Here is a 20,439-nt window from a genome sequence, read left to right as displayed (position 1 = left end):
CCGAAACCACGTCGCCTGTCGCCCGTGCGGCGCTTCGCCATCCCGGGAGGGGCGGACGGACGGCGGATGCTGGTCGTCTCCGTCATCGACAAGATCGGCACAGGCCTGTGGACCGGCGCGGCGACTCTCTACTTCGTCTACGTCGCGCATCTGTCGGTCGCACAGATCGGCCTTCTGATGGGCCTGTCGGGCGTCGTCGGGATCGCGGGCCCCCCGCTCGGGGGCCGGCTGGCGGACCGCTTCCCCGTGACGCGCGTCCTGGTCGTAGCCCAACTGGCCCGGGGCGCGGCTCTCCTGGCCCTGCTGACGACGGACGACTTCCCGCTTCTGGTGGCGTTCTCGGCCCTCGGAGCACTGCCGGACCGCGCGTCGAGTGTGCTGACCAAACTGTTCGCGGCTCGCGCTGCCGGCCCGGAGCGCGTCCGCTACCAGGCGATCCAGCGCACCGCGGCGAACATCGGGTGGGCCGTCGGGGCCTCGGGCGCCGCCGCCGCGCTCACCGTGGGCAGCGCCACGTCCTACCGGGTACTGCTGCTCGCCAACGTCGTCTCCTACGCGGTAATGGCGATACTCACCCTGCGGTGCGCGGAGCCGCCCGCGCCCAGTCGCGTCGTGACCGGGACCGACCGCCCTGTGGCACGGGCCGGCGCCGGGAGCCCGTGGCGGGACCGCCGCTACCTCTCGTTCACGGCGACGGAGGTCTGGCTCTTCCTGGACGACAGCATCCTCCAGGTCGGCTTCCCCCTGTGGATCGTCCACGCGACCACCGCACCGGTCGGCCTGGCGCCGCTGGTCCTCGTTCTCAACAGCGCGCTGGTCGTCGCGCTGCAGGTACCGCTCTCCCGCTTCGGCACGACGACCGCGGCGGCTCGCCGGCTGCTCCTCCCGATCGGCGCCGTCCTCCTCGTGGGAGGGGCGGCACTCGCGGCCTCGGCATCCGGCGGCCCCTGGTTCTCCACCGCCGCCGTACTCCTCGCGGCGGTGGCGTTCACACTCGCCGAGATCCTGCACTCGCTCTCGTCGTGGGAGCTCTCGGTCGCCCTGGCACCCGCAGAGGCACAGGGTTCCTACCTCGGCGTGCACGGTCTTGCCCAGTCGGCGCAGCGCAGCCTCGGTCCCGTCGTCGTCGGGGCGGCCGTGAGCCTGGGCGCGATCGCCTGGCCGGTGCTGGGCGCCACGCTGGCGGTGACCTGTCTGGTGCAGCACCGCCTCGTCGGGCGTTCCGCCCGGACGGTCCCGCCGTGCCTCCCTCCGCCACCGTGCGCACCCGCGCCGGGGAACACACCGGCCGGACTTCGGCCGCGCGCGGGCGAGGAAGCCGAACTGCCTCGCACGCCCTGACGCAGGCGGTTACCCGATGTCGGCGGTGTCCAGCGTGTCCTTCGCCGGTGGAGCCTGGATCCCGAGTGGCTCGTCGAACGCGCCGAAGGTGGTCGTACTCCTGAAGTCGTCTCCCTTGTAGACGACTTGCAGGAGGTACGGCTTGCCTTCCGTGGCGACGTAGAAGGTGTAGGTTGCCTTCGCCTCGGTCACCTCCAGGCGCATGGCCCGGCGTCCGGCGACCTCGGCGGGTTTGCCTTTGACGGGAGTTCCGAAGGCACTGAACGGCCAGGTGCAGTCGACCAGGCCGTCCTCCGGCTTCGCGTCCGAGACCGGCGCCTTCGCCCAGCGCTTCTGCTCGCCGTTCGCGGAGGTGTCCCGACCGGACCATTTCTTCAGGTAGGCACGATCGGGGCGGACGTAGTCGGTGGCCCCGATGCGGATCTGTTCCAGCGTGCCACCCCCTTCGGACCAACTGACCTTGCTCGTGCACGTGCCGACGAGATCGGTGGTCAGACGACTGGAGCGCACCCCGCTTCCGGCTGTCCTCACCGACGAGAGGATCGTGACCGACTCCAGGTCGTTCATCGTCTCGTACGCCTCGTCCAGCATCTGATCCGCCGAGCGCTCCGCCTCCGACCCTCCGCCGGCGCAGCCCGTCAGCGCCGAGCCGAGCAACAGGCCTGCCACCATCACTGCCGCGGCATTCGAGAACGCGCGCACTCCGACCCCCAGTTCGTGAACGACTCAGAGTAGGGCACGGCCTTCCCCCGCCTCCTGGGCGGGCCACAGCCTCCCGCTCACGTAACTGACGGGTAATCAGAGAAGCGTCATCGGGGTACCGTTGCCGAACACGAGTCCGCCCTGGCCGTGCCGGTCGCACGAGGTGACGAACGATGAGCGATTTCCCGCAGCCCATGCCCCATCCCGCCGACGCGCACCCGGCTCGCGTCTACAACGTGTGGCTGGGCGGCAAGGACCACTACCCGGTGGACCAGGAGGCGGCCGAGCTGGCCGCCGCGGCCAATCCGACGATCGTGCCGTCGGTCCGGGCGAACCGGGCCTTCCTCGGCCGCGCCGTGCGTCACCTCGCGGCGGCCGGGATCCGGCAGTTCCTCGACATCGGTACGGGTATCCCCGCGGCGGAGAACACGCATGAGGTGGCCCAGCGGGCCGCCCCCGAGTCCCGTGTGGTGTACGTCGACAACGATCCGATCGTGCTCACCCATGCCAGGGCGCTCCTCGTCAGCGGACCGGAGGGCCGGACGGACTACGTACAGGCCGACGCGCGGGACGTGGACACCATTCTCGAGGCGGCCTCCCGCACCCTCGACCTGGACCGGCCGGTCGGCCTCATGCTGGTTGCGGTCCTCCAGTACATCAAGGACGCCGAGGACCCCTGGGACATCACCCGCCGTCTGCTGGAGCGCCTCGCGCCGGGAAGCTACCTCGTCCTCTCCCACCCGGCCGCCGATGTCACCGCCCCCGAGGTCGCGGAGTCGATGCGGATCTACAACGAGCGCGCCGCGAGCCACGCCTCTGCCACACCTCGTACGGACAAGGAGGTGGAGCGCTTCCTCGACGGCCTGGAGATCCTGGAACCGGGCGTGGTCACCCTGACCCGCTGGCGCCCCGAGCCGTCCGACACCCCTGACGACACGCTCCCGATGTGGTGCGCGGTGGCCCGCAAGGTGTAGCCGTCCCCGTAAGTGGGGGGAGGTACCAGCCGGGCGATCCTACGTAGCGCTGCGCTCGCTCGCCTCCCGCAGGTCCCGCTCCACCGCCCGTTCGAACGCGGGGTCGGCCGCACCGGCCGTGGTACCCGGGCGCCCGGCGCGGAGGTGTTCCCTCCAGCGTTCCTGACTCCAGTCCGCGGGGGCCGTGGTGTTCATGAAGTCCTCGACCAGGGCGCGGAAGCGCACAGGGTCGGTGTGGAAGGGGAAGTGGCCGGCCCCCTCGAAGATCTCCAGCCTGCTGCCCGGCATCGCCGCGTGGGCACCGTACGCGTGCTCCACCGGGACCACGCTGTCCCGCGAGCCCCAGAGCAGCAGGGTGGGCATGCCCTGGGCCAGGTAGCAACGGTCGAGCATGGTGACCACCTGGCCCCGCCAGTCGACCACGGCTCTCAGGGTGCTGATGAAGGCGCTGCGGGAGGTTCCGTCCGGGAGTGCGTCGACGAGGTCGACCAGTTCACCGGCGTCCTGTCCGAGATCGGTGTCGAGGATCCGCATCAGCCGGGTGAAGAGGCCGACCTGGCTGCGCATGCCGGGCAGGCGCAGGGTGGAGAGCATGAGGTCGGCGCCGGGCAGGGACACGGCGCGCAGCACCGGGTTGACCTCACGTCCCACCCCGCCGGCGCTCACCAGGATCAGCCGGTCGGTGCGTTCGGGGTACTGGTAGGCGAACTGCATGGCCACACCACCGCCGAGGGAGTGGCCGACCAGGGTGGCGCGTTCGATGCCGAGGACGCCCAGCAGGTCCCGGATGCCGTTGGCGTAGGCGGCCACCGAGTAGTCGGCCCGTGGTTTGTCGGAGGCCCCGTGGCCGAGGAGGTCGGGGGCGATCACCGTGTGGTTGCGGGCCAGCTCTGGGATGAGGTCCGCCCAGGTGGCGGAGGAATCGCCGATGCCGTGGATGAGGAGGATGACGGGCCCCTGCCCAGCCATCCGGTAGGCGCGGCGATAGCCGTGGATGATGCGATGCGACAGCCCCACACTGTGCTCGGCCTGTCGTCGCGATACTGGTGCGCCGGCCACGGCACCGCCTCCGTCTGCTGCTCCGACGATTCCCGAGCGAGGGTAGAGAACTCCCGCGCCGAGCGGATTACCGGGACGTTTCAGGCGGCACCCGGTGGAATCCGGATGGTGTCAGCCGGCCGGCTCTCGGCCCTCCCGGCATTGGTAGCACGCGTTCGGGCGGTCCTCGCGGACGACGCGCCCTATGATCATCGCGGTACCGGCCCACCGCAACGCCGGTGCACCGGGCACGGTTTCGCCGCTTCGCGGGAAGCCGTCAGGTGCGTCGGCCTCGGCGCGGCGGTGACCCCCGGCGGCTGCCGGGCGAAATTCCGACGGAGGACGGGTCCACATGACCGAACAGACCGGCTCCGGCCCGCAGGGCCAGGACGGCACGACCGGTGTCGACGCGTATGCGCGGCTCATCTCCCTGCTGGACGGGATCGGCGCACGCTATCGCGTGATCGATCACGCCCCGGAGGGCCGCACCGAGGAGGTGAGCCTTCTTCGCGGGCACCCGGTGGCACAGGGAGCGAAGTGCCTGGTCGTCATGGTGAAGACGGGCAAGCGCACCAAACGGTACTTCCTCGCCGTCGTCCCGGGCGACGCCCGCGTCGACCTTCCGCGGCTCAAGGCCCTGGCGGAGGGGAGCTATGTGTCGTTCGCGTCGGCGGACCGGGCGGAGGCGTTGTCCGGGAGCGTGAGCGGCACCATCCTGCCCTTCAGCTTCCATCCGGACCTCGAACTGATCGTTGATCCCGGCGTGCTGGAACATGCGGAGATCTACTTCAACGCGGCGCGGCTGGACCGTTCCCTGGCACTGAGCGCCGAGGACTACCGCGAGTACCTGAACAGCACCGGCGCGCGTGTCCATCCGGTCGCGGCGTCGGCCCCGGAGACAGCTGCCAGGTGACGCAGCGAGGCGCGTGATCGGCCCTGGCGCCTTCCCTGGTGGACGGGTCGGCGGGGTTCGCCGGCTCCCGGCATCACCCGGCAGGCGCCGCGGACGCCGCTGTCGCTTCCAGCGCCGGGCCCGGCAGCAGGCGAAGCAGGCGGGACTCACGCCCGAGCCGCAGCAGCATTGTGCGCGAGCCGTCGGCGGCTGAGGCGGTCTCCGCGTCCCCGGGCGACAGAACGGCGGTCGGCACCTCTCGTGCGAGGGCACGGAGTTCTTCGGGGGTGATGCCGGCGTCGTGGCCGTCGGTCTGCCGCGAGGCGCATCCCGCGTAGTAGGCGATGGGCACGGCGTCGTCTCCGCTGATCACGCACGGCGGGCGCAGGCCCAGGCCGTTCAGCGTCCCGGCGACCGCGGCGAACTCCTCGGTCGTGGCGCGGCTGGTGCGGACCACGTGGCTGAGCGTGGACAGCTGGACGGTGAGATGCGCCGCCATGGCCAGCGTCAGCGCCGCGAGGCCGGCCGGGCGGCGGGCGACCCGGGTCCGTGCGACGAGGTCGGCGAGGTACTCGGCGACCGGTACGGCCAGGAGGGCGTAGGCGGGGAGCAGGAACCGCGGTGCGGCGTACTCGACCAGGAAGAGGTACGGGACGGCCGTCGACGCGCCCGTCGCGGCGGCCAGGACCGCGGTGGTCCCCCGGCCGGCGCGTCGCGCCGCAGCGATCCCGCCGGCGACGAGAAGGGGCATCAGCAACCACCACACCGCGGTACCCGGGCCTTCCCAGCCGATGTCGCAGGGCCGGCACAGGGTCCGGCCCGCGAGCGCCCGGAGGTGGTCGTCGACGGCGAAGTTCCAGCCGAGTCCGCCCTGGATCTCCCCCGCGCGGTGCAGCCGGGCCGGGAGCCCTCCGTAACGGGCGTACGCCTCGGCGATCCACGGCGCGCAGCCCGCCACCAGCCCCGCGACCAGGGCGGCGGAAGTACGCAGCCGGCGCCGGCCGGGCAGCACCGTGGTGGCGAGCACCAGCGGCAGGGCGAGCCAGAATCCGTCGGCGGGCCGCATCAGGGCGACCAGGGCCACGGCGGTTCCCGACCCGGCGGCCGGCATCCGCCCGGTGTCCCCGCGCAGGGACCGTGCCACCCAGCCGGCCGCCGCCAGGGAGCCCAGGGCGCACCACAGGTTGGGCATGGCGGCGGGGCCGTAGAAGAGGGTGGGCCACAGCCCGGCGAACAGGAGGCCCGCACCCACGAGTACACGGGTGGGCAGGGTCCGGCGCCAGACCCACAGGGAGAGGAACAGCGCCGTGCCGGACAGCAGGGCGAGGTAGATCCGCAGGGCGGTCGTGGACGCCGTGAACATGGCCACGGGAGCCACCAGGTAGGAGATGCCACGGGCGCGGGGGGCGCTGAAGTAGGCGGGAGGAGCGTTGCCGCCGACCTGGCTGACATACACCGTCTCGTCCCAGGCGAGTCCGGAGCCCGGTACGACGAGGACCAGTTGGACGAGGACGAACGCGGCCGCGACCGCGGCCAGCGCCGGCAGCGGCCCCACCCGTCCCGGGGCCGGCCGGCCGGTCGGGGCAGGGGGACGCGTGATCACCGGCGGGCACTCGTGCACAACCGCTCCTCTCGGCTCCGGCGCCGCGGGACGGAGGAAGCGCGGCCTGGGGCCGCGGTGCTCGGCGTACGCACGCGGGGCGAACGCCGCCCGTCGCGGCACTGGGTCAACGAGAGGGCCGCCCGGGAGTCACCCGGACGCCGCCGGGCGTGAGCCGAAGAGGCCGGCCATACAGGCCGCGCCCGCCGTCGAGGCCGCAGGTGCCACCGCCTGAAGGGTGCTCAAGAGTGCTCCCGGTCGGGGATCGAGAACGACTGGACGGCAACGGTTTTTGAGAGAGCGGTGGTTCAGGACAGTGCGCTCGGCGGCAAGTCGAGGAGCGGCGCAGGGCGCGCCTCGGCCGTCCAGGCCCTGCCCTACGGCCCGACCACACGCGTGGGAGGCCGAGCCCGCTGACATGCCCGATGCCCTCCCGTCGGCCACACCCACTGCCGGGCATGCCTTCGATCCCGCACCGGGCACGGCCGGATGACTCACCGGCCTTCACCGTGCTCCAACAGAATGCCAGTCGTTGACTGGGTTCACAAGCTTTTTGTCCATGCACAACTTCGTAACGAAACGGCACCGGATCCGGTCGCAGAGCCTGGAACGGGCCGAGAATCCCCTGGGTACAGAACTGTCACATCCATGCCATACGATGCCCACACCTGTTCACACCTCCTTCCGTTTGAGGATGCCCACGTCATGTTTCTCGGTGTCACGTCTCGCTCAGCCCGCGGCATATCCGCCGCCGTAGCCCTGCTCGCCATCGGCGCGGTGGGCTGCTCCGACGCCATCGACAGCGCCAAGGCCGGCGCCAAGAAGGTCGTACGCCAGCGTTCGGTCTTCTCCCTCGACACGGGTGACTGCTACAACCCGAACAACGGGGTCACCGACACCGAGGAGGTCAGCGTCGAGGTCGTGCCCTGCGGGGAGGCCCACGCGGGCCAGGTCGTCGGCGACTTCAAGATCGAAGGGGAGTCCGCGTACCCCGGCGACGAAGGGGCGTCCAAGATCGCCGACAAGCGCTGCCCGGTCGAGTCGGGGAAGTTCATCTCCGACACGTGGGCGGTGCCGGAGGGTGTCGGGCTCTTCTACTACTACCCGACGAAGGAGAGCTGGGCGACCGGCGACCGCGCCGTGAGCTGCACCTACGCCAAGGAGTCAGGCACCTTCTCGGGCTCGCTCAAGAACGCCTCGCTCAACGCCGACCAGCAGGCCTACCTGAAGGGCGCGAACGCCGTCTACGACGCCCTGTGGGCCAACCAGCCGGAGGCGGAGCAGCCCGAGGACGACCTGGCCGCCTACAAGAAGCAGGCCAAGGCCGTCTCCACGGCTCTGAACTCGCACCTGACGAACCTGAAGACGGTGAACCAGCCGGAGACCTCCAAGCTCCGCGAGAAGCTCGGCGATGCCGCCAAGGCCTGGGAGGACGCCGCCTCCGCGGGCAGCACGGACGACTTCTACATCGCGTACGACATGGCGTTCACGGGCATCGACCCGAGCAAGACCGTCGAGGCGCGCAAGGAGCTGAAGCTCGCCACCACCGTCCCGGCCGACGACGCCGAGGTCTGGGCCGGCTGACCCGCCCGCCGCACGATCCGGCGCGCCCGACCGTCCCGCACGGCCGGGCGCGCCGGCGGTAGCCTGCCGGCCGAAGGCCCGGCGGGACACCGCGGGTTCGAGCAGACGAGGAGCAGCCGGTGAACCCCAGCCACCCCGCACCCTTCGGGCTTGTACCGGGAGCGGCCGGTTCGCCCGTCCTGCTGCACGTCCCGCACTCGTCGCGGACCGTGCCCCACGACGTACGTGAGGGCATCCTGCTGGACGACGAGGCTCTGGAGTCCGAGCTCGACCGGATCACGGACTCGCACACGGCCGACCTGGCCGCCAGGGCGTCGACCGCCTGCGCGTCGACGCCCTGGCGGTTCGTCAACGGCCTCTCCCGGCTGGTCGTCGATCCCGAGCGGTTCCCCGACGACCGGGAGGAGATGCTGGCCGTCGGTATGGGAGCGGTCTACACCCGCACCACCCTCCGAGAGCCGCTGCGTCCGCCGGGGGCGGATCCCCAGCCGCTGCTCGACCGCTGGTTCCACCCGTACGCCCGGGCGATGACCGCGGCCGTGGACGAGCGGCTCGCCGCCACAGGGCGCGCGGTCGTCATCGACGTCCACTCCTATCCGTCGGCTGCCCTCCCCTACGAACTGCACGGCACGGGGCCGCGCCCTCCTGTCTGCCTGGGCACGGACGGGTTCCACACCCCTCCCGGGCTACTGGCCCGGGCGGAGGCGGAGTTCGCCCGCTTCGGCGGCACCGAGCTCAACAGCCCCTTCCCCGGCACCTACGTGCCGCTGAAGCATTACGGAAAGGACGCGCGGGTCAGCGCTCTGATGATCGAGATCCGGCGCGATCTGTACATGACCGAGCCCGGCGGCCCCGCGGGCCCCGGGCTCGGCATGCTGGCTTCGGCGCTGGCAGCCCTGGTGGACGGGCTGACCGACGAGTGACCCGGACTACCGGGGGCGCGCGTAGGGCCGGGTCATGATCTCCATGTTGTGGCCGTCCGGGTCCTCGAAGTACGCGCCGCGTCCGCCGAAGAGCCGGTTGATCCGCCCCGGTTCGGTGTGCCGTGGGTCGGCGTAGTACGTGACTCCGAGCGCATCGAGGCGGGCGGTCATGGCGTCGAACTGCGCGTCGGGGACGAGAAAGGCGTAGTGCTGCGACTGCACCGGTTCGTCCCGCAGTTCGTAGTAGTCGAGGGTGACGCCGTTCCCGAGGTCGACGGGCAGGAAGGGCCCGAAGGGGGAGCCGACCTCCAGTCCGAGGACGGTGGCGATGAACTCGGCCGAGAGCCGGCGGTCCCTGGCGTACACGGCGTGGTGGTCCAGTTGGACGACATCGACGCCCCGCTCGTCCGTGTGTGCGTACCGCTCCCGTGTTCCTGACATCTGTGTCATGTCTCCATGTCGTCGATTCTGCTGGGACAGGGCGCCTCGTACGGGCGCCTGGCAGGGGAACACGACATGGCGGCGGGCCTCGCGCCCGCCTCGGGCTCACTCGGCAGCCGGGCGCCGCTCTCGTCCATGGCCCATGGCCGACCCGGCAGTCACGGTGGCGATCCTACCGGGCGGCCTCCCCGTCCGGGGTGCCTGTCAGCAGGACCACCACCGGTGTGGTCGCCGTCAGAAGAAGACCCCGCACCGCAGCAGGACGTTGGCGTAGGGGCGTGCCTCTCCTGTACGGACCACCAGACGCGCCGTGGTCGAGAGCGTCTTGAGCTCCTCGTGGGACACGTGTGCGAGCTCGGGCAACCTGTCGGCCAGGAGACGGGCCGTCTCCGGGTTGGCCTCGCACACCTCTTCGGCCGCAGTCGCGCCTTCCACGACCAGTTCCTCGAGCAAGCCCTCCAGGACCTCGGCGAAGGAGGGGGTGCCCGCCCTGAATGCCAGGTCGACCACCCGGGGCCCCGCCGGGACCGGCATGCCGACGTCACAGACCAGCACACCGTCCCCGTGGCCGAGTTCGGCCAGGGCACCCGCGAGACGGCGGTTCAGGATTCCGGATTTCTTCACAGCGCCGCCACCTCCTCACGGGTGGGGAAGGATGCCTGCGCGCCCTGCCGGGTGACGGCCGCCGCGCCGACCCGCACGGCGAACCCGGCGGCCGTGGCGAGGTCGTCGCCCAGGCCGAGGCGCCAGGCGAGGGCGGCCGTGAACGCGTCGCCCGCGCCGGTGGTGTCCACCGCGTCCACGCGCGGACTCGCCACGGTGACGGCTTCGCCGCCGCGCGTGTCGCAGACCAGCGCGCCCCGCGCGCCGAGGGTGATCACCACCGATCGGGGGCCGAGCGCGACGAGCTGCCGTGCCCATGCCTCAGGGGTGCTGCCCGCGCCTTCCCCGAGGATGGAACGCGCCTCGTGCTCGTTGACCACCAAGGGGTCGCAGGCGGCGAGCACCTCCTCGGGAAGCGGCGCCGGCGGAGACGGGTTGAGCACCAGGCGCGCGCCCGGCCGAACGGCGCGCGCCGTCTCCGCCACGGTCTCCAGCGGGATCTCCAGCTGTACGGAGACGACGCGGGCAGAGGCGAACAGCGCACCCGCGGACCGGATGTCCTGCGGCGTCAGGTGGGCGTTGGCGCCCGGTGAGACGACGATGCTGTTGTCACCGGACGGGTCGACCGTGATGAGGGCGACCCCGGTGGGCGCCCCGCCGGCCAGGACGCCTCCCGTGTCGACTCCGGCTTCCTGCTGCGAGGCGCGCAGCAGACGCCCGTGGGCGTCGTCGCCGACGCGGGCCAGCAGCGCCGTACGGGCGCCGAGGCGGGCGGCGGCGACCGCCTGGTTGGCGCCCTTGCCGCCGGGGTGGACCACGAGGTCCGATCCTAGGACCGTCTCCCCCGGTCCTGGCCGGCGTTCGACACCGACGACCAGGTCGGCGTTGGCCGATCCCACGACCAGGAGGTCGTACCGGGAGGAGTCGGCGGACGCGGACCCTTCGTTCCCGAGCATCTGGTCAGTTCCTTTCCGTGATCAGGAGAAGTCGGCGACGTTCTGCCGGGTGACGACCTTGACCGGCACCTTCACGGTGCTGTCGACCTTCTTGCCGTCGGCCGCCCGGAGCGCGTTGCGCACGGCGACCCTGCCCAGCTCCTCGGGCTGCTGTGCCACGGAGGCGTACAGCGTGCCCGCCTCGACGGCGGTGAGCCCGTCCGGGGTTCCGTCGAAGCCGACGACCGGGACGGACTTTCCGGCCTTGCCGCCCAGGGCCTTGACCGCGCCGAGCGCCATCTCGTCGTTCTCGGCGAACACGCCGTTGACGCCGGGGTGGGACTGGAGCAGGTTGGTCATGACGTCCAGGCCCTTGGTCCGGTCGAAGTCGGCCGGCTGGGTCGCGACGATCTTGATGCCGGGGTAGGCCTTGATGCCGGCGGCGAAGCCCGCCCCGCGCTCACGGCTGGCCGAGGTTCCCGCGGTGCCCTGCAGGACGATGATGCTGCCCTTGCCGCCGAGCCGGTCGGCGAGCGTCTTCGCGGCGAGCTTGCCGCCCGCGACGTTGTCGGAGGCGACGAGAGTGGCCGTCTCCGCCTTGTTGACTCCGCGGTCCGCGGCGATCACCGGGATACCGGCCTTGTCGGCACCGCGGACGGCGGGGCCGACCGCGTCGGAGTCGACCGGGTTGACGATGACCGAGTCCACACCCGAACTGGTGAAGTTCTCCAGCTGGTTGGCCTGCTGGGACGCGTCGTTCTGGGCGTCGGTGACGGTGAGGTCGACTCCCGCCTCGTCCGCCTCCTGCTGGGCGCCCTCCTTCATCTGGACGAAGAAGGGGTTGTTCAGGGTGGAGAGCGACATGCCCACCTTGGTGGGTCCCGCCGCGGTGGAACCGGACTTGAAGTAGGTCACGGCAGCGATGACGGCGGCCACGCAGACCAGCGCGATGCCTGCCTGCACCGCGCCCCTGCGGCCCCCTCCGGGCGCCCCCGGTGCGGCGGACGCACCGCCGGCGGACGCGCCCGAACCGGCCTTGCGGCGCAGTGTGTCCAGCAGCACCGCGAGGGCGATGACGACGCCGATCACGACCTGCTGCCAGAACGCGGAGACGGAGAGCAGGTTGAGGCCGTTGCGCAGCACGGCAAGGATCAGCGCGCCGATCAGGGTGCCGGACGCCTTGCCGACGCCGCCGGCGAGGCTGGCGCCGCCGATGACGACGGCGGCGATCGCGTCGAGCTCGTATCCCTGTGCGGCCTGGGGCTGCGCGGAGACGAGTCGGGAGGCCAGGACGATGCCGGCCACGGCGGCGAAGAGGCCGGACAGGGCGTAGATGGCGAGTTTCTGCTTCTTGACGCGCAGTCCGGAGAGCCTGGCCGCCTCCTCGTTGCCACCGATGGCGTACATGGAGCGGCCGATGTACGTCCGGGCGAGGACGAGGGCCGCTATCAGGCCCATGGCGATCATCACGAGGACGGGGACCGGAAGCCAGCCGCCGATCGTGTCACCGAGCACGGAGACGGAGTCGGGGAAGGGGATCGGCCGGCCCTGGGAGATGACCAGGGAGAGTCCGCGCGCCACCGAGAGCATCGCCAACGTCGCGATGAACGAGGGCAGTTTGCCGTACGCGACGAGGGCACCGCTGACGAATCCGCAGGCCAGTCCTGTGGCCACGGCGAGGACGACCGCCAGCCAGACCGGTAGTCCCGCGGACGTCGCCGACCAGGCGAGCACGGTCGCGGAGAGCGCGGCGACGGAGCCGACCGAGAGGTCGATGCCCGCGGAGACGATGACGAAGGTGACTCCGAAGGCGAGGATCGCGGTCACGGCGGCCTGGACGCCGACGTTCAGCAGGTTCTGCGTGGTGAGGAAGTCGCCGGAGAGCAGCGACATCGCCACCAGGAGGACGACCAGGGCGCTGAGTGCGCCGTTGTCGAGCAGCAGTCGGCGGAGGCCTTGTCCGGCGCTGCCCGCGCCTGCCTTGCTCGGGTGCGTGTCAGTGGCCACGGGGGCCCTCCTCCGGGGTCTCGGTGTGCTGGGTGTTCTGGGCGTGCTGGGTCTTGCCGGTGCGCGCGGCGCTATCGCCGGGTGCGGGTGTTCCGGGGCCGTTGCTGACGGCGAGTGCCATCACGGCGTCCTGGGTCGCTTCGTGGGCCGGTATCTCGCCGGCGATGCGGCCCTGCGCCATGACGAGGACGCGGTCGCTCATGCCGAGGACCTCGGGCAGGTCGCTGGAGATCATCAGGACGGCGTGTCCGGAGGCGGTCAGCTCGTTGATGAGCTGGTAGATCTCGACCTTGGCTCCGACGTCGATGCCGCGCGTCGGCTCGTCGAGGATCAGCACCCGGGTGTCGGCCAGCAGCCACTTGCCGATGACGACCTTCTGCTGGTTGCCGCCCGACAGGGTGCGGACGTGCTGGCCGAGGCCGGACATGCGTACGCCGAGCTGCTCGGCGATCCGCGCCGCGGCGGCGCGCTGCCCCTTGACGTCGACCAGTCCGGACCGGGTCGCCGAACGGAGCGTCACCAGACCGAGGTTCTCCTGCACGGAGGCGTCGAGCACCAGGCCCTGGCCCTTACGGTCCTCGGGGACGAGTCCGATCCCGGCGCGCATCGCGGCGGTCACGTCGTGCTTGCCCAGCCGCTCACCCCGTACGTCGACGGTGCCCGCGTCGTAGGGGTCGGCGCCGAACACGGCCCTGGCGACCTCGGTGCGGCCCGCTCCGACGAGACCCGCGAGGCCGACGACCTCACCGGCCCGCACGTCGAAGCTGATGTCGTGGAACACGCCGTCCTTGGTGAGTCCTCTGACGGAGAGCAACGGCTCCCCCGGGTGCGGGCGTTCACGTGGGTACTGCTGCTCGATGCTGCGTCCCACCATGAGCTGGACGAGCTCCGCCTCGGGTGTCGAGGCGGGTACCTGGTCGATGCTCCGACCGTCGCGCAGGACGGTCACACGGTCGCCGAGGGCGGCGATCTCGTCGAGGTGGTGGGTGATGAAGACCACGCCGACGCCGTCCGCACGCAGGTTCCGGACGATACCGAAGAGCTTGTCGACCTCCTCGGTGGTCAGGACGGCGGTCGGTTCGTCCATGATCAGCACTCGGGCGTCCAGGCTGAGCGCCTTCGCGATCTCGACCATCTGCAGCCGTGCGATGCCCAGTTCACGGACGCGCGCCCGTGGGGAGACGTGGAGGCCTACTCGCCGCAGCAGCACCTCCGCGTCCGCCTCCATGCGCCGCCGGTCGATCATGCCCAGCCGGCGCGGCTGGCGGCCGAGGAAGATGTTCTCCGCGACCGTCAGGTCGGGCACCAGGTTGAACTCCTGGTAGATCGTGGCGATCTTCAGCTTCTCGGCGTCCTGCGCCCCGTTGATCCGCACCTCCTGCCCGCCGGCGAAGATCCGGCCCGCGTCGGGTCGGTAGGCGCCGGAGAGCATCTTGATGAGCGTGCTCTTGCCCGCGCCGTTCTCCCCGAGCAGTACGTGCACCTCGCCGCTGCGCAGGTCGAAGTCGACGCTGTCCAGGGCGACCACGCCGGGGAAGGTCTTGCGTACGCCCTCGATGCGCAGCAACTCGACCGATTGACTCACTCGTTGCTCCCTGGGGTGGTGGTGCGCTCGCCGCAGGAGCTGCGTACGACGAGGCGGGCGGGCAGGGTGACGGACTGTGGGGGGCGCCCCTCGACGATGTCGACCAGGGCGCGTACGGCCGCACGGCCGAGTTCGCCCGTCGGCTGTGCGATCGCGGTGATCGGCGGACCGGTGTGGACGAACCAGGGGATGTCGTCGAACGCCGCGATGCCGATGTCCTCGGGGACGCGCAGGCCGCGTGCGCGGATGGCGTCGAGGGCTCCGAGTGCCATGAGGTTGTCGGCGGCGAAGACGATCTCGGGGGGCTCGGGCAGCGACAGGAAGTGCTCGGTGGCCCTGCGGCCGCTGTCGGCCTGGAAGTCCCCCTGCCCGATGTAGGTGTCGGGCAGGACGAGCCCGTGGCCGCGCATCGCCTCACGGAAGGCCTCGACACGCTCGTTGCCCGTGGTGGTGGCCGCCGGTCCCGCGATGATCGCCAGCCTGCGGCGGCCGAGCGCGTACAGGTGGGCGACCAGGTCCTGGATGGCCCGGTGACCGTCCGCGCGTACGACGGGCACGTCCACGCCGGGCACCCAGCGGTCGACGAAGACCATCGGGGTGCCGGTGCGGGCGACGTCGAGCAGCAGCGGCGACTCCCCGTCGGCGGGTGAGACCAGCAGCCCGTCGATCCTGCGGTCCAGGAGCGTACGCACGTGGTCGTCCTGCTGCTCGGGCCGTTCATCGGCGTTGCCGATGATCACGCTGTAGCCCAGCGCACGCGCCTCCTCCTCGACGGAGCGGGCCAGCGCGGTGAAGTACGGGTTGAGCACGTCACTGATGACGAGGCCGAGCGTGCGCGTCTGGTCGGTGCGCAGTGACCGGGCGACGGCATTGGGCCGGTAGCCGAGGGCCTCGACGGCGGCGAGGACGCGTCTGCGCGCGTCCGGGCTGACGGAGGGATGGCTGTTGAGTACGCGGGAGACCGTGGCGACGGAGACTCCCGCCTGGGCCGCGACATCCTTGATGCTCGCCACTTCCGGACCACCTCCTTGTGGTTTCCGTGAGCCTCGAGACCAGTGGCTTTTGAGCCGTGGAATCGATTACACGCAGGATTGAAATCGATTACACGGCTGGAAACAAGGGTCTGGGCACAGCGAATGGCGGAATTGTGACGCACACCTCTTCTTGGCGGCCCACCCACTCCTGGCCGTAATTCGTCTGCGGAGACAACGCCGAGACGGCCGGGAGAGCGCCCGCCGTTTCCATCTCCCCGGGCTCGGAGCCGCCGAAGCAGCAACACGAGGCACTGGAGGTGCGATGGACAGCGGGTCGGCGAGACGCACCGCGCGCAGGCGCGGACCGGAGGAACGCGGCCGGGGGAACAGACGGAACCGGCCGCCGTGGTGGTCCCGCTGCGCCGTACTGGCCGTGGCCGCGGTCGGCGCCGCGCTCCTGACGGCCCCCTCGGCGCAGGCCGCGCCCGCCGCGGCCACGGCAGAGACGGCGCCCTGCCCGCAGACCCCGTGCGAGGGCGCGGACCCGGGGCAGGTGACCACATGGAAGTCCGGCGGCGCGCCAAAGGTCCTGAAGCAGACGACCCTGGCCTCGGGCACCAAGATCATCCAATACACGGGCACTCCCGCCTGGGACTCCGGCCGGCCCTACACCTGGGCCGAGGTGCAGTTCGGATCCGGGGTGGAGAAGGGCCGGCTGTGGCTGCGCGCCACGGACGACTGGGGCGACGGCATCAAGACCATCAACTCCGTCCAGCACCCGCGCGCCCACCGCGACACCACCGGCACCACCGGCATGTTCCTGTATCTGGCCGTCGCACCGGCCCGCGGCGCGTTCGCCAACGGCGCCTGTGCCACGGACGGCGTGGAGCGGGGCTGCCTCGACCAGTACGCGGCGACCGTCGTCCCGGCCGGGCCGTGCGAGGCCTGGTGCCCGGAGGTCGCCGATCCGGGCGCCGTTCCCGCGTCGGACTGGAGCTACGTCGACCGCACCTCCTACCGGCGGGTCGAACTGCCCTCCGGGGCCTCCGTGCAGAGCGTGCGGGGGAATCTGAAGCAGGGCACGCATCTGAACTGGGCGGAGGGTGTGCTGCCCGCGGGCGGCAGGTTCTGGCTGGAGGCCTGGCAGGGGCAGGGCCGCTGGGGCCAGGTGTACTCCGAGTTCACCCGTCCGGGAGCCAGTCGCACCACCACGGGTTCGACCCGGGCCTTCTCCTGGTCGCCCGAGCTGCGAGCCTGCGTCAGCGACTCCACCGGGGCCAAGTGCACCGCGGACAACGACTATCCGGCCACACCGTCACCCCAGGCACCGTGCGCGACACTGCCGTGCTCGGGGATCGATCCCGCGAGCGTCACCGAGTGGATGCCCCTCTACGACGGTGACGTCGTGGAGGACGCCAGCATCTATCTCGGCGGCAGGCTCAAGATCCACCAGGGCCGCCCGGCCTGGGACCCGTACCACATGTACTACTGGGGCGAGGCGGAGCTGCCACCGGGCCGTCCCGGTGTGTCGGCCACGCTCATGACACACAAGGCCGACGGACCGGACTCCCACCGGACCGGCCCCGAACCGGTACCCGGCGCCACCCTCACCGCCTCCGGCACCACGACGATGGTCGCGATCGACCCGCTCTCCGACGAGAAGATCGCCGGTTTGGTCGTGGACGGCCAGAAGTGGGCGTTCGTCACCCAGCAGGACAACACCATCTACCAGGAATCCGTGCAGGGGACGGTGGGGCCGTGCGCCCCCGTCACGCTCTGCCAGGACGTGGCGCCGGCCTCGGTCCCCACCTGGGGCTCACAGCGGACGGACTGGGCAACGGCCTCTCTGCCGAACGGCGCCCGGGTCACCCTGGCCGGTGGCCGGCCGGACTGGTCGGCCACGGACTTCTACGCCTGGGCCCACTCGGACAGCGCGGGGGTGACAGCCTGGCTGGAGGACAAGCAGCCCGGCGGAACGTACACCGAAGTCGCCGACGCGGACCTGATGAAGGCGACGGACGGGCGTTACGTACGCGCCTGCCTGAGCGACGGCACGACGACGAAGTGCACCCAGCCCATGGGGTGAGACCTCTGGCGTGAAACGCGAGGAACCCCAGCGAATCCGCTGGGGTTCCTTCGTGTGGTGTCCGAGGGGGGACTTGAACCCCCACGCCCGATAAAGGGCACTAGCACCTCAAGCTAGCGCGTCTGCCATTCCGCCACCCGGACAAGGTGTCTGTCGTTCACGGGGCGTTCCCCCCGCGGCGACAAGAGAAACAATACCAGGGGTTCGGACCGTCTCTCACCTGCGTTTCCGATGGTCAGTGGGGTGCGGCGCCCCGTCGACGACGCGACATCACGTTCCGTGGCGTGCCGCGTACCGCGTGTGCTTCCGGGCTACCTTCGCGGGCATGAGTGGCAAGAGGGAGCGCGGCGGAGGGCGGCTGCGGGAGGACCTGCGCGACAGCTTCTGGTTCGTGCCGGCGGCGGGGCTGGTGGCCAGCGTCGTGGCCTGGCTGGGCCTGTCCGAGGTGGACACCATGATCGTCTCCTACCTCCAGGAGGAAGGAGCCTACGAGGAGCTCGGGGATCTGCTCTCGCTCGCCGAGGACACCAGGACGCTCGTCACCACGGTCAGCTCGGCGATGATGACCTTCATCGGTGTCGTGTTCAGCATCTCCCTGGTCGCCGTGCAGATGGCGAGCGGCCAGCTCACCCCGCGCGTGGTGCGGATCTTCGTGCGCAGCAGGATCAGCAAGCTGACGCTGACGGTGTTCCTCGCTACGTTCACCTTCTCGCTGCTGGTGCTGACCTCGTACGAGGGCGGGGGCGACCCGGATCCCCGGCGGGTGACGTCGGTGCCGCTGCTGCAGAGCCTGGTGACCCTCGTACTGGTGGGCCTGAGCCTTCTCCTCTTCGTGGCCTACGTCTCCTCGACCCTGCGGCTCATGCAGGTGGGGCCCGTCCTGGACCACATCGCACGGGAGTCGCTGCGGGAGCTGGAGCGGCAGCCCGACACGCCCGCGGGCGCGCTGTCCCCGGGGCCGGTGACGGCGCACGTCGAGCACCGCGGGCGGGCGGGGGTGCTGCGCGGCGTCAGGGTGGGACCGCTGGTGCGGGAGGCCCGCCGGCGGGGCGTCGTACTGCGGCTGGTGCCCCGCGTCGGGGACTTCGTGGTGCCGGGTACACCGCTGCTGACCGTGCACGGGGGTTCCGCTGCGCCCTCGCGGGCGCTGAGGCGCGCCGCTGTGGTGGGGGTGGAGCGCACCCTGCATCAGGATCCGGCGTTCGGCCTGCGGCAGTTGTCGGACATCGCGCTGCGCGCCCTGTCGCCCGCTGTGAACGATCCGACGACCGCGGTGCAGTGCGTGGACCGGATGGTGCAGCTCCTGTCGGTCGCGGTACGGCTGCCGCTCGGCCCGGTGCACCACCGTGACCGGGCCGGACAGGTACGTCTCGTGCTGGAGGCGCCGGGGTGGACGGATCTGGTGGACCTCTCGTTCGAGGAGATCCGCCGGTGCGCGGCGGGGAGCCCGCAGGTCTCACGACGGCTCGTCGCCGCGCTGGACGATCTTCTGGTACTCGCGCCCGAGGAACGCGGGCGGCCTCTGCGCAGGCATCGCGCCCTCCTGGTGGAGGCGGTGGAGCGCACGGTGCCCGAGGCCGCCGGGCGGGTGTTCGCGCTGCGCCCGGACCGTCAGGGGATCGGCTGACGGTCCGGGCGCGACGGTGCGGGTCAGTCTCCGCAGCGGCCCGTGCGGAGGGAGTGGAGGTGCTCGCTGGACTTGCGTGCGAAGGCGAAGGACTCGACCGGGTTGTCGTGCTCGGTCTGCCAGTGGTGGTAGGTGCGGCCCTGGCGGGTGCGGGTGGTGACCCGGTTCAGGAAGTTCTTGTAGTCGATGTCGCCGTCGCCGACGTCCGTCATGTCGTAACCGTCGCGGGCGGCGTCGTTACGGGTGCCGTCCTTGACGTGGAAGAGCGGGTAGCGGTGGGGCTGCTTGAGCACGTAGTCGATGGGGTTGAACGGCGCCGGGGTGCCGTCCGCCCGCTTGCCGAAGCGGAACTGCGCGCAGAACGCCCAGTAGATGTCCATCTCCAGATAGACCAGGTCGGGGTCGGTCTCGGCGAGCAGGACGTCGTAGAGGCGGACCTTCGGCTGGTCGGTCGCGAAGGAGAACTCCTCGGCATGGTTGTGCTGGTAGAACTTCATGCCCCGCTTGCGGGCCTCCGCACCGTAGGTGTTGAAGTCCTCGGCGGCCCTCTTCCAGCCGTCCACCGTGGAGCCGTAGCGGAAGGGGCCGGAGGCGGTACCGATGTGCTTGAGGCCGAGGGCAGCGGCGTCGTCGAGGACCTTGTCGAGGTTCTGCGCGAAGGTGTACGCGTCGGGGTTGTTGTCGTCGTAGTAGCCGACGTGGCTGCCAATGGGGTTCAGGCCGTGGTCCCGGGCGAGCTTCTTGAGCTGGGCCAGGGTGATGGCGCCGGCCGAGCCCTGGGTGTATCCGGCGAACTCGATCTCGTCGTAGCCGTACTCCTCGAGTTCGGCGAACACCGGGGCGAATCCGAGCGTGGAGACCTTGTCGCGGAGGCTGTAGAGCTGGATTCCGAGCCGGCCGGTGGGCAGGACCGGGCGGCCCTTCCCGTGGCCGTCGCCATGGCCGTGGCCGTGGCCGTGGCCGTTGCCAGGGCCGGAGGCCTGCGCGGCCGCGCCGCTGAGCAGGGTCGCCGCCGTGGCTCCGGCGGCGACGCCCAGGATGTTGCGGCGGCTCAGTCTGCGTGCGAGCTCGGGGTCCTTCGGGGTGCGGCTCATGATCAGACATCTCCTAGTGAAGGTGCGGGCGGT

At 71.2% G+C, this 20,439-nt stretch carries 17 protein-coding genes and 1 tRNA gene; 7 read left to right on the top strand and 11 right to left on the bottom strand.

Features of this window, described 5'->3' with window-relative positions:
* Positions 1 to 24 precede the first annotated feature (24 nt).
* On the top strand, positions 25 to 1,341 hold the full coding sequence (locus ACGFNN_RS18250; protein ID WP_393556984.1) for an MFS transporter: 1,317 nt from the start codon (positions 25 to 27) through the stop codon (positions 1,339 to 1,341).
* A gap of 9 nt (positions 1,342 to 1,350) precedes the next feature.
* Here the strand turns inward: ACGFNN_RS18250 and ACGFNN_RS18245 are convergent, their stop codons facing one another.
* A complete protein-coding gene (locus tag ACGFNN_RS18245) occupies positions 1,351 to 2,043 on the bottom strand; it encodes a hypothetical protein (RefSeq protein WP_393556982.1) in 693 nt (230 codons plus the stop codon).
* Positions 2,044 to 2,216: 173 nt separating this feature from the next.
* Between ACGFNN_RS18245 and ACGFNN_RS18240 the strand changes: the two genes are divergently transcribed.
* Complete coding sequence (locus tag ACGFNN_RS18240) at positions 2,217 to 3,017, top strand: SAM-dependent methyltransferase (protein WP_393556980.1); 801 nt, start codon at positions 2,217 to 2,219, stop codon at positions 3,015 to 3,017.
* 39 nt (positions 3,018 to 3,056) lie between these two features.
* On the opposite strand, the gene ACGFNN_RS18235 is transcribed toward ACGFNN_RS18240, so the two are convergent.
* Positions 3,057 to 4,076, bottom strand: a complete 1,020-nt coding sequence (locus ACGFNN_RS18235) for an alpha/beta fold hydrolase (RefSeq protein WP_393556978.1) — start codon at positions 4,074 to 4,076, stop codon at positions 3,057 to 3,059.
* A gap of 331 nt (positions 4,077 to 4,407) precedes the next feature.
* Here ACGFNN_RS18235 and ACGFNN_RS18230 point away from each other — a divergent pair, with 331 nt between their 5' ends.
* A complete protein-coding gene (locus ACGFNN_RS18230; RefSeq protein WP_393556976.1) occupies positions 4,408 to 4,968 on the top strand; it encodes a YbaK/EbsC family protein in 561 nt (186 codons plus the stop codon).
* Between the two features lie 73 nt (positions 4,969 to 5,041).
* On the opposite strand, the gene ACGFNN_RS18225 is transcribed toward ACGFNN_RS18230, so the two are convergent.
* The gene (locus ACGFNN_RS18225; RefSeq protein WP_393556974.1) at positions 5,042 to 6,568 is read right to left on the bottom strand and encodes a hypothetical protein; all 1,527 of its coding nucleotides are present in this window, start codon (positions 6,566 to 6,568) and stop codon (positions 5,042 to 5,044) included.
* Positions 6,569 to 7,252: 684 nt separating this feature from the next.
* Here ACGFNN_RS18225 and ACGFNN_RS18220 point away from each other — a divergent pair.
* Both ACGFNN_RS18220 and ACGFNN_RS18215 read left to right on the top strand, forming a co-directional pair.
* Positions 7,253 to 8,131 carry a septum formation family protein gene (locus ACGFNN_RS18220; RefSeq protein WP_393556972.1) on the top strand — a complete coding sequence of 293 codons (879 nt, stop codon included), beginning with the start codon at positions 7,253 to 7,255 and terminating at the stop codon, positions 8,129 to 8,131.
* Positions 8,132 to 8,250: 119 nt separating this feature from the next.
* Positions 8,251 to 9,054 (top strand): N-formylglutamate amidohydrolase, encoded by an 804-nt coding sequence (locus ACGFNN_RS18215; protein ID WP_393556970.1) that lies wholly within the window; start codon positions 8,251 to 8,253, stop codon positions 9,052 to 9,054.
* 6 nt (positions 9,055 to 9,060) lie between these two features.
* On the opposite strand, the gene ACGFNN_RS18210 is transcribed toward ACGFNN_RS18215, so the two are convergent.
* From ACGFNN_RS18210 to ACGFNN_RS18185, 6 genes are all read right to left on the bottom strand, one after another.
* Entirely contained in the window at positions 9,061 to 9,495 is a 435-nt protein-coding gene (locus ACGFNN_RS18210; RefSeq protein WP_393557096.1) for a VOC family protein, read from the bottom strand.
* A 234-nt stretch (positions 9,496 to 9,729) separates the two neighbouring features.
* Entirely contained in the window at positions 9,730 to 10,119 is a 390-nt protein-coding gene (rbsD, locus tag ACGFNN_RS18205; protein ID WP_393556968.1) for a D-ribose pyranase, read from the bottom strand.
* Entirely contained in the window at positions 10,116 to 11,054 is a 939-nt protein-coding gene (locus ACGFNN_RS18200; protein ID WP_393556966.1) for a ribokinase, read from the bottom strand. The genes rbsD and ACGFNN_RS18200 overlap by 4 nt, the downstream gene beginning before the upstream one ends.
* A 21-nt stretch (positions 11,055 to 11,075) precedes the next feature.
* The gene (locus ACGFNN_RS18195; RefSeq protein WP_393556965.1) at positions 11,076 to 13,040 is read right to left on the bottom strand and encodes a substrate-binding domain-containing protein; all 1,965 of its coding nucleotides are present in this window, start codon (positions 13,038 to 13,040) and stop codon (positions 11,076 to 11,078) included.
* The gene (locus ACGFNN_RS18190) at positions 13,030 to 14,625 is read right to left on the bottom strand and encodes a sugar ABC transporter ATP-binding protein (RefSeq protein ID WP_393556963.1); all 1,596 of its coding nucleotides are present in this window, start codon (positions 14,623 to 14,625) and stop codon (positions 13,030 to 13,032) included. The genes ACGFNN_RS18195 and ACGFNN_RS18190 overlap by 11 nt, the downstream gene beginning before the upstream one ends.
* Entirely contained in the window at positions 14,622 to 15,638 is a 1,017-nt protein-coding gene (locus ACGFNN_RS18185; RefSeq protein ID WP_393556961.1) for a LacI family DNA-binding transcriptional regulator, read from the bottom strand. Before ACGFNN_RS18185 ends, ACGFNN_RS18190 begins: the two co-directional genes overlap by 4 nt.
* Positions 15,639 to 15,921: 283 nt before the next feature.
* Between ACGFNN_RS18185 and ACGFNN_RS18180 the strand changes: the two genes are divergently transcribed.
* Positions 15,922 to 17,685: a hypothetical protein gene (locus tag ACGFNN_RS18180; protein ID WP_393556959.1), complete on the top strand. Its 1,764-nt coding sequence runs from the start codon at positions 15,922 to 15,924 to the stop codon at positions 17,683 to 17,685.
* A 55-nt stretch (positions 17,686 to 17,740) separates the two neighbouring features.
* Here the strand turns inward: ACGFNN_RS18180 and ACGFNN_RS18175 are convergent.
* Positions 17,741 to 17,828: transfer RNA gene (locus tag ACGFNN_RS18175), tRNA-Leu, on the bottom strand.
* 182 nt (positions 17,829 to 18,010) lie between these two features.
* On the opposite strand from ACGFNN_RS18175, the gene ACGFNN_RS18170 reads away from it, so the two are divergent.
* A complete protein-coding gene (locus ACGFNN_RS18170; RefSeq protein ID WP_393556957.1) occupies positions 18,011 to 19,312 on the top strand; it encodes a DUF2254 domain-containing protein in 1,302 nt (433 codons plus the stop codon).
* Positions 19,313 to 19,335: 23 nt separating this feature from the next.
* Here the strand turns inward: ACGFNN_RS18170 and ACGFNN_RS18165 are convergent, their stop codons facing one another.
* A complete protein-coding gene (locus ACGFNN_RS18165) occupies positions 19,336 to 20,406 on the bottom strand; it encodes a sugar phosphate isomerase/epimerase family protein (protein WP_393556955.1) in 1,071 nt (356 codons plus the stop codon).
* Between the last annotated feature and the right edge of the window lie 33 nt (positions 20,407 to 20,439).

The sequence above is a fragment of the Streptomyces sp. NPDC048590 genome (assembly GCF_043199535.1).
Classification (GTDB): domain Bacteria; phylum Actinomycetota; class Actinomycetes; order Streptomycetales; family Streptomycetaceae; genus Streptomyces.
Note: the sequence above shows the minus strand (reverse complement) of the source record. Positions and strands in the feature narration are given on the sequence as shown.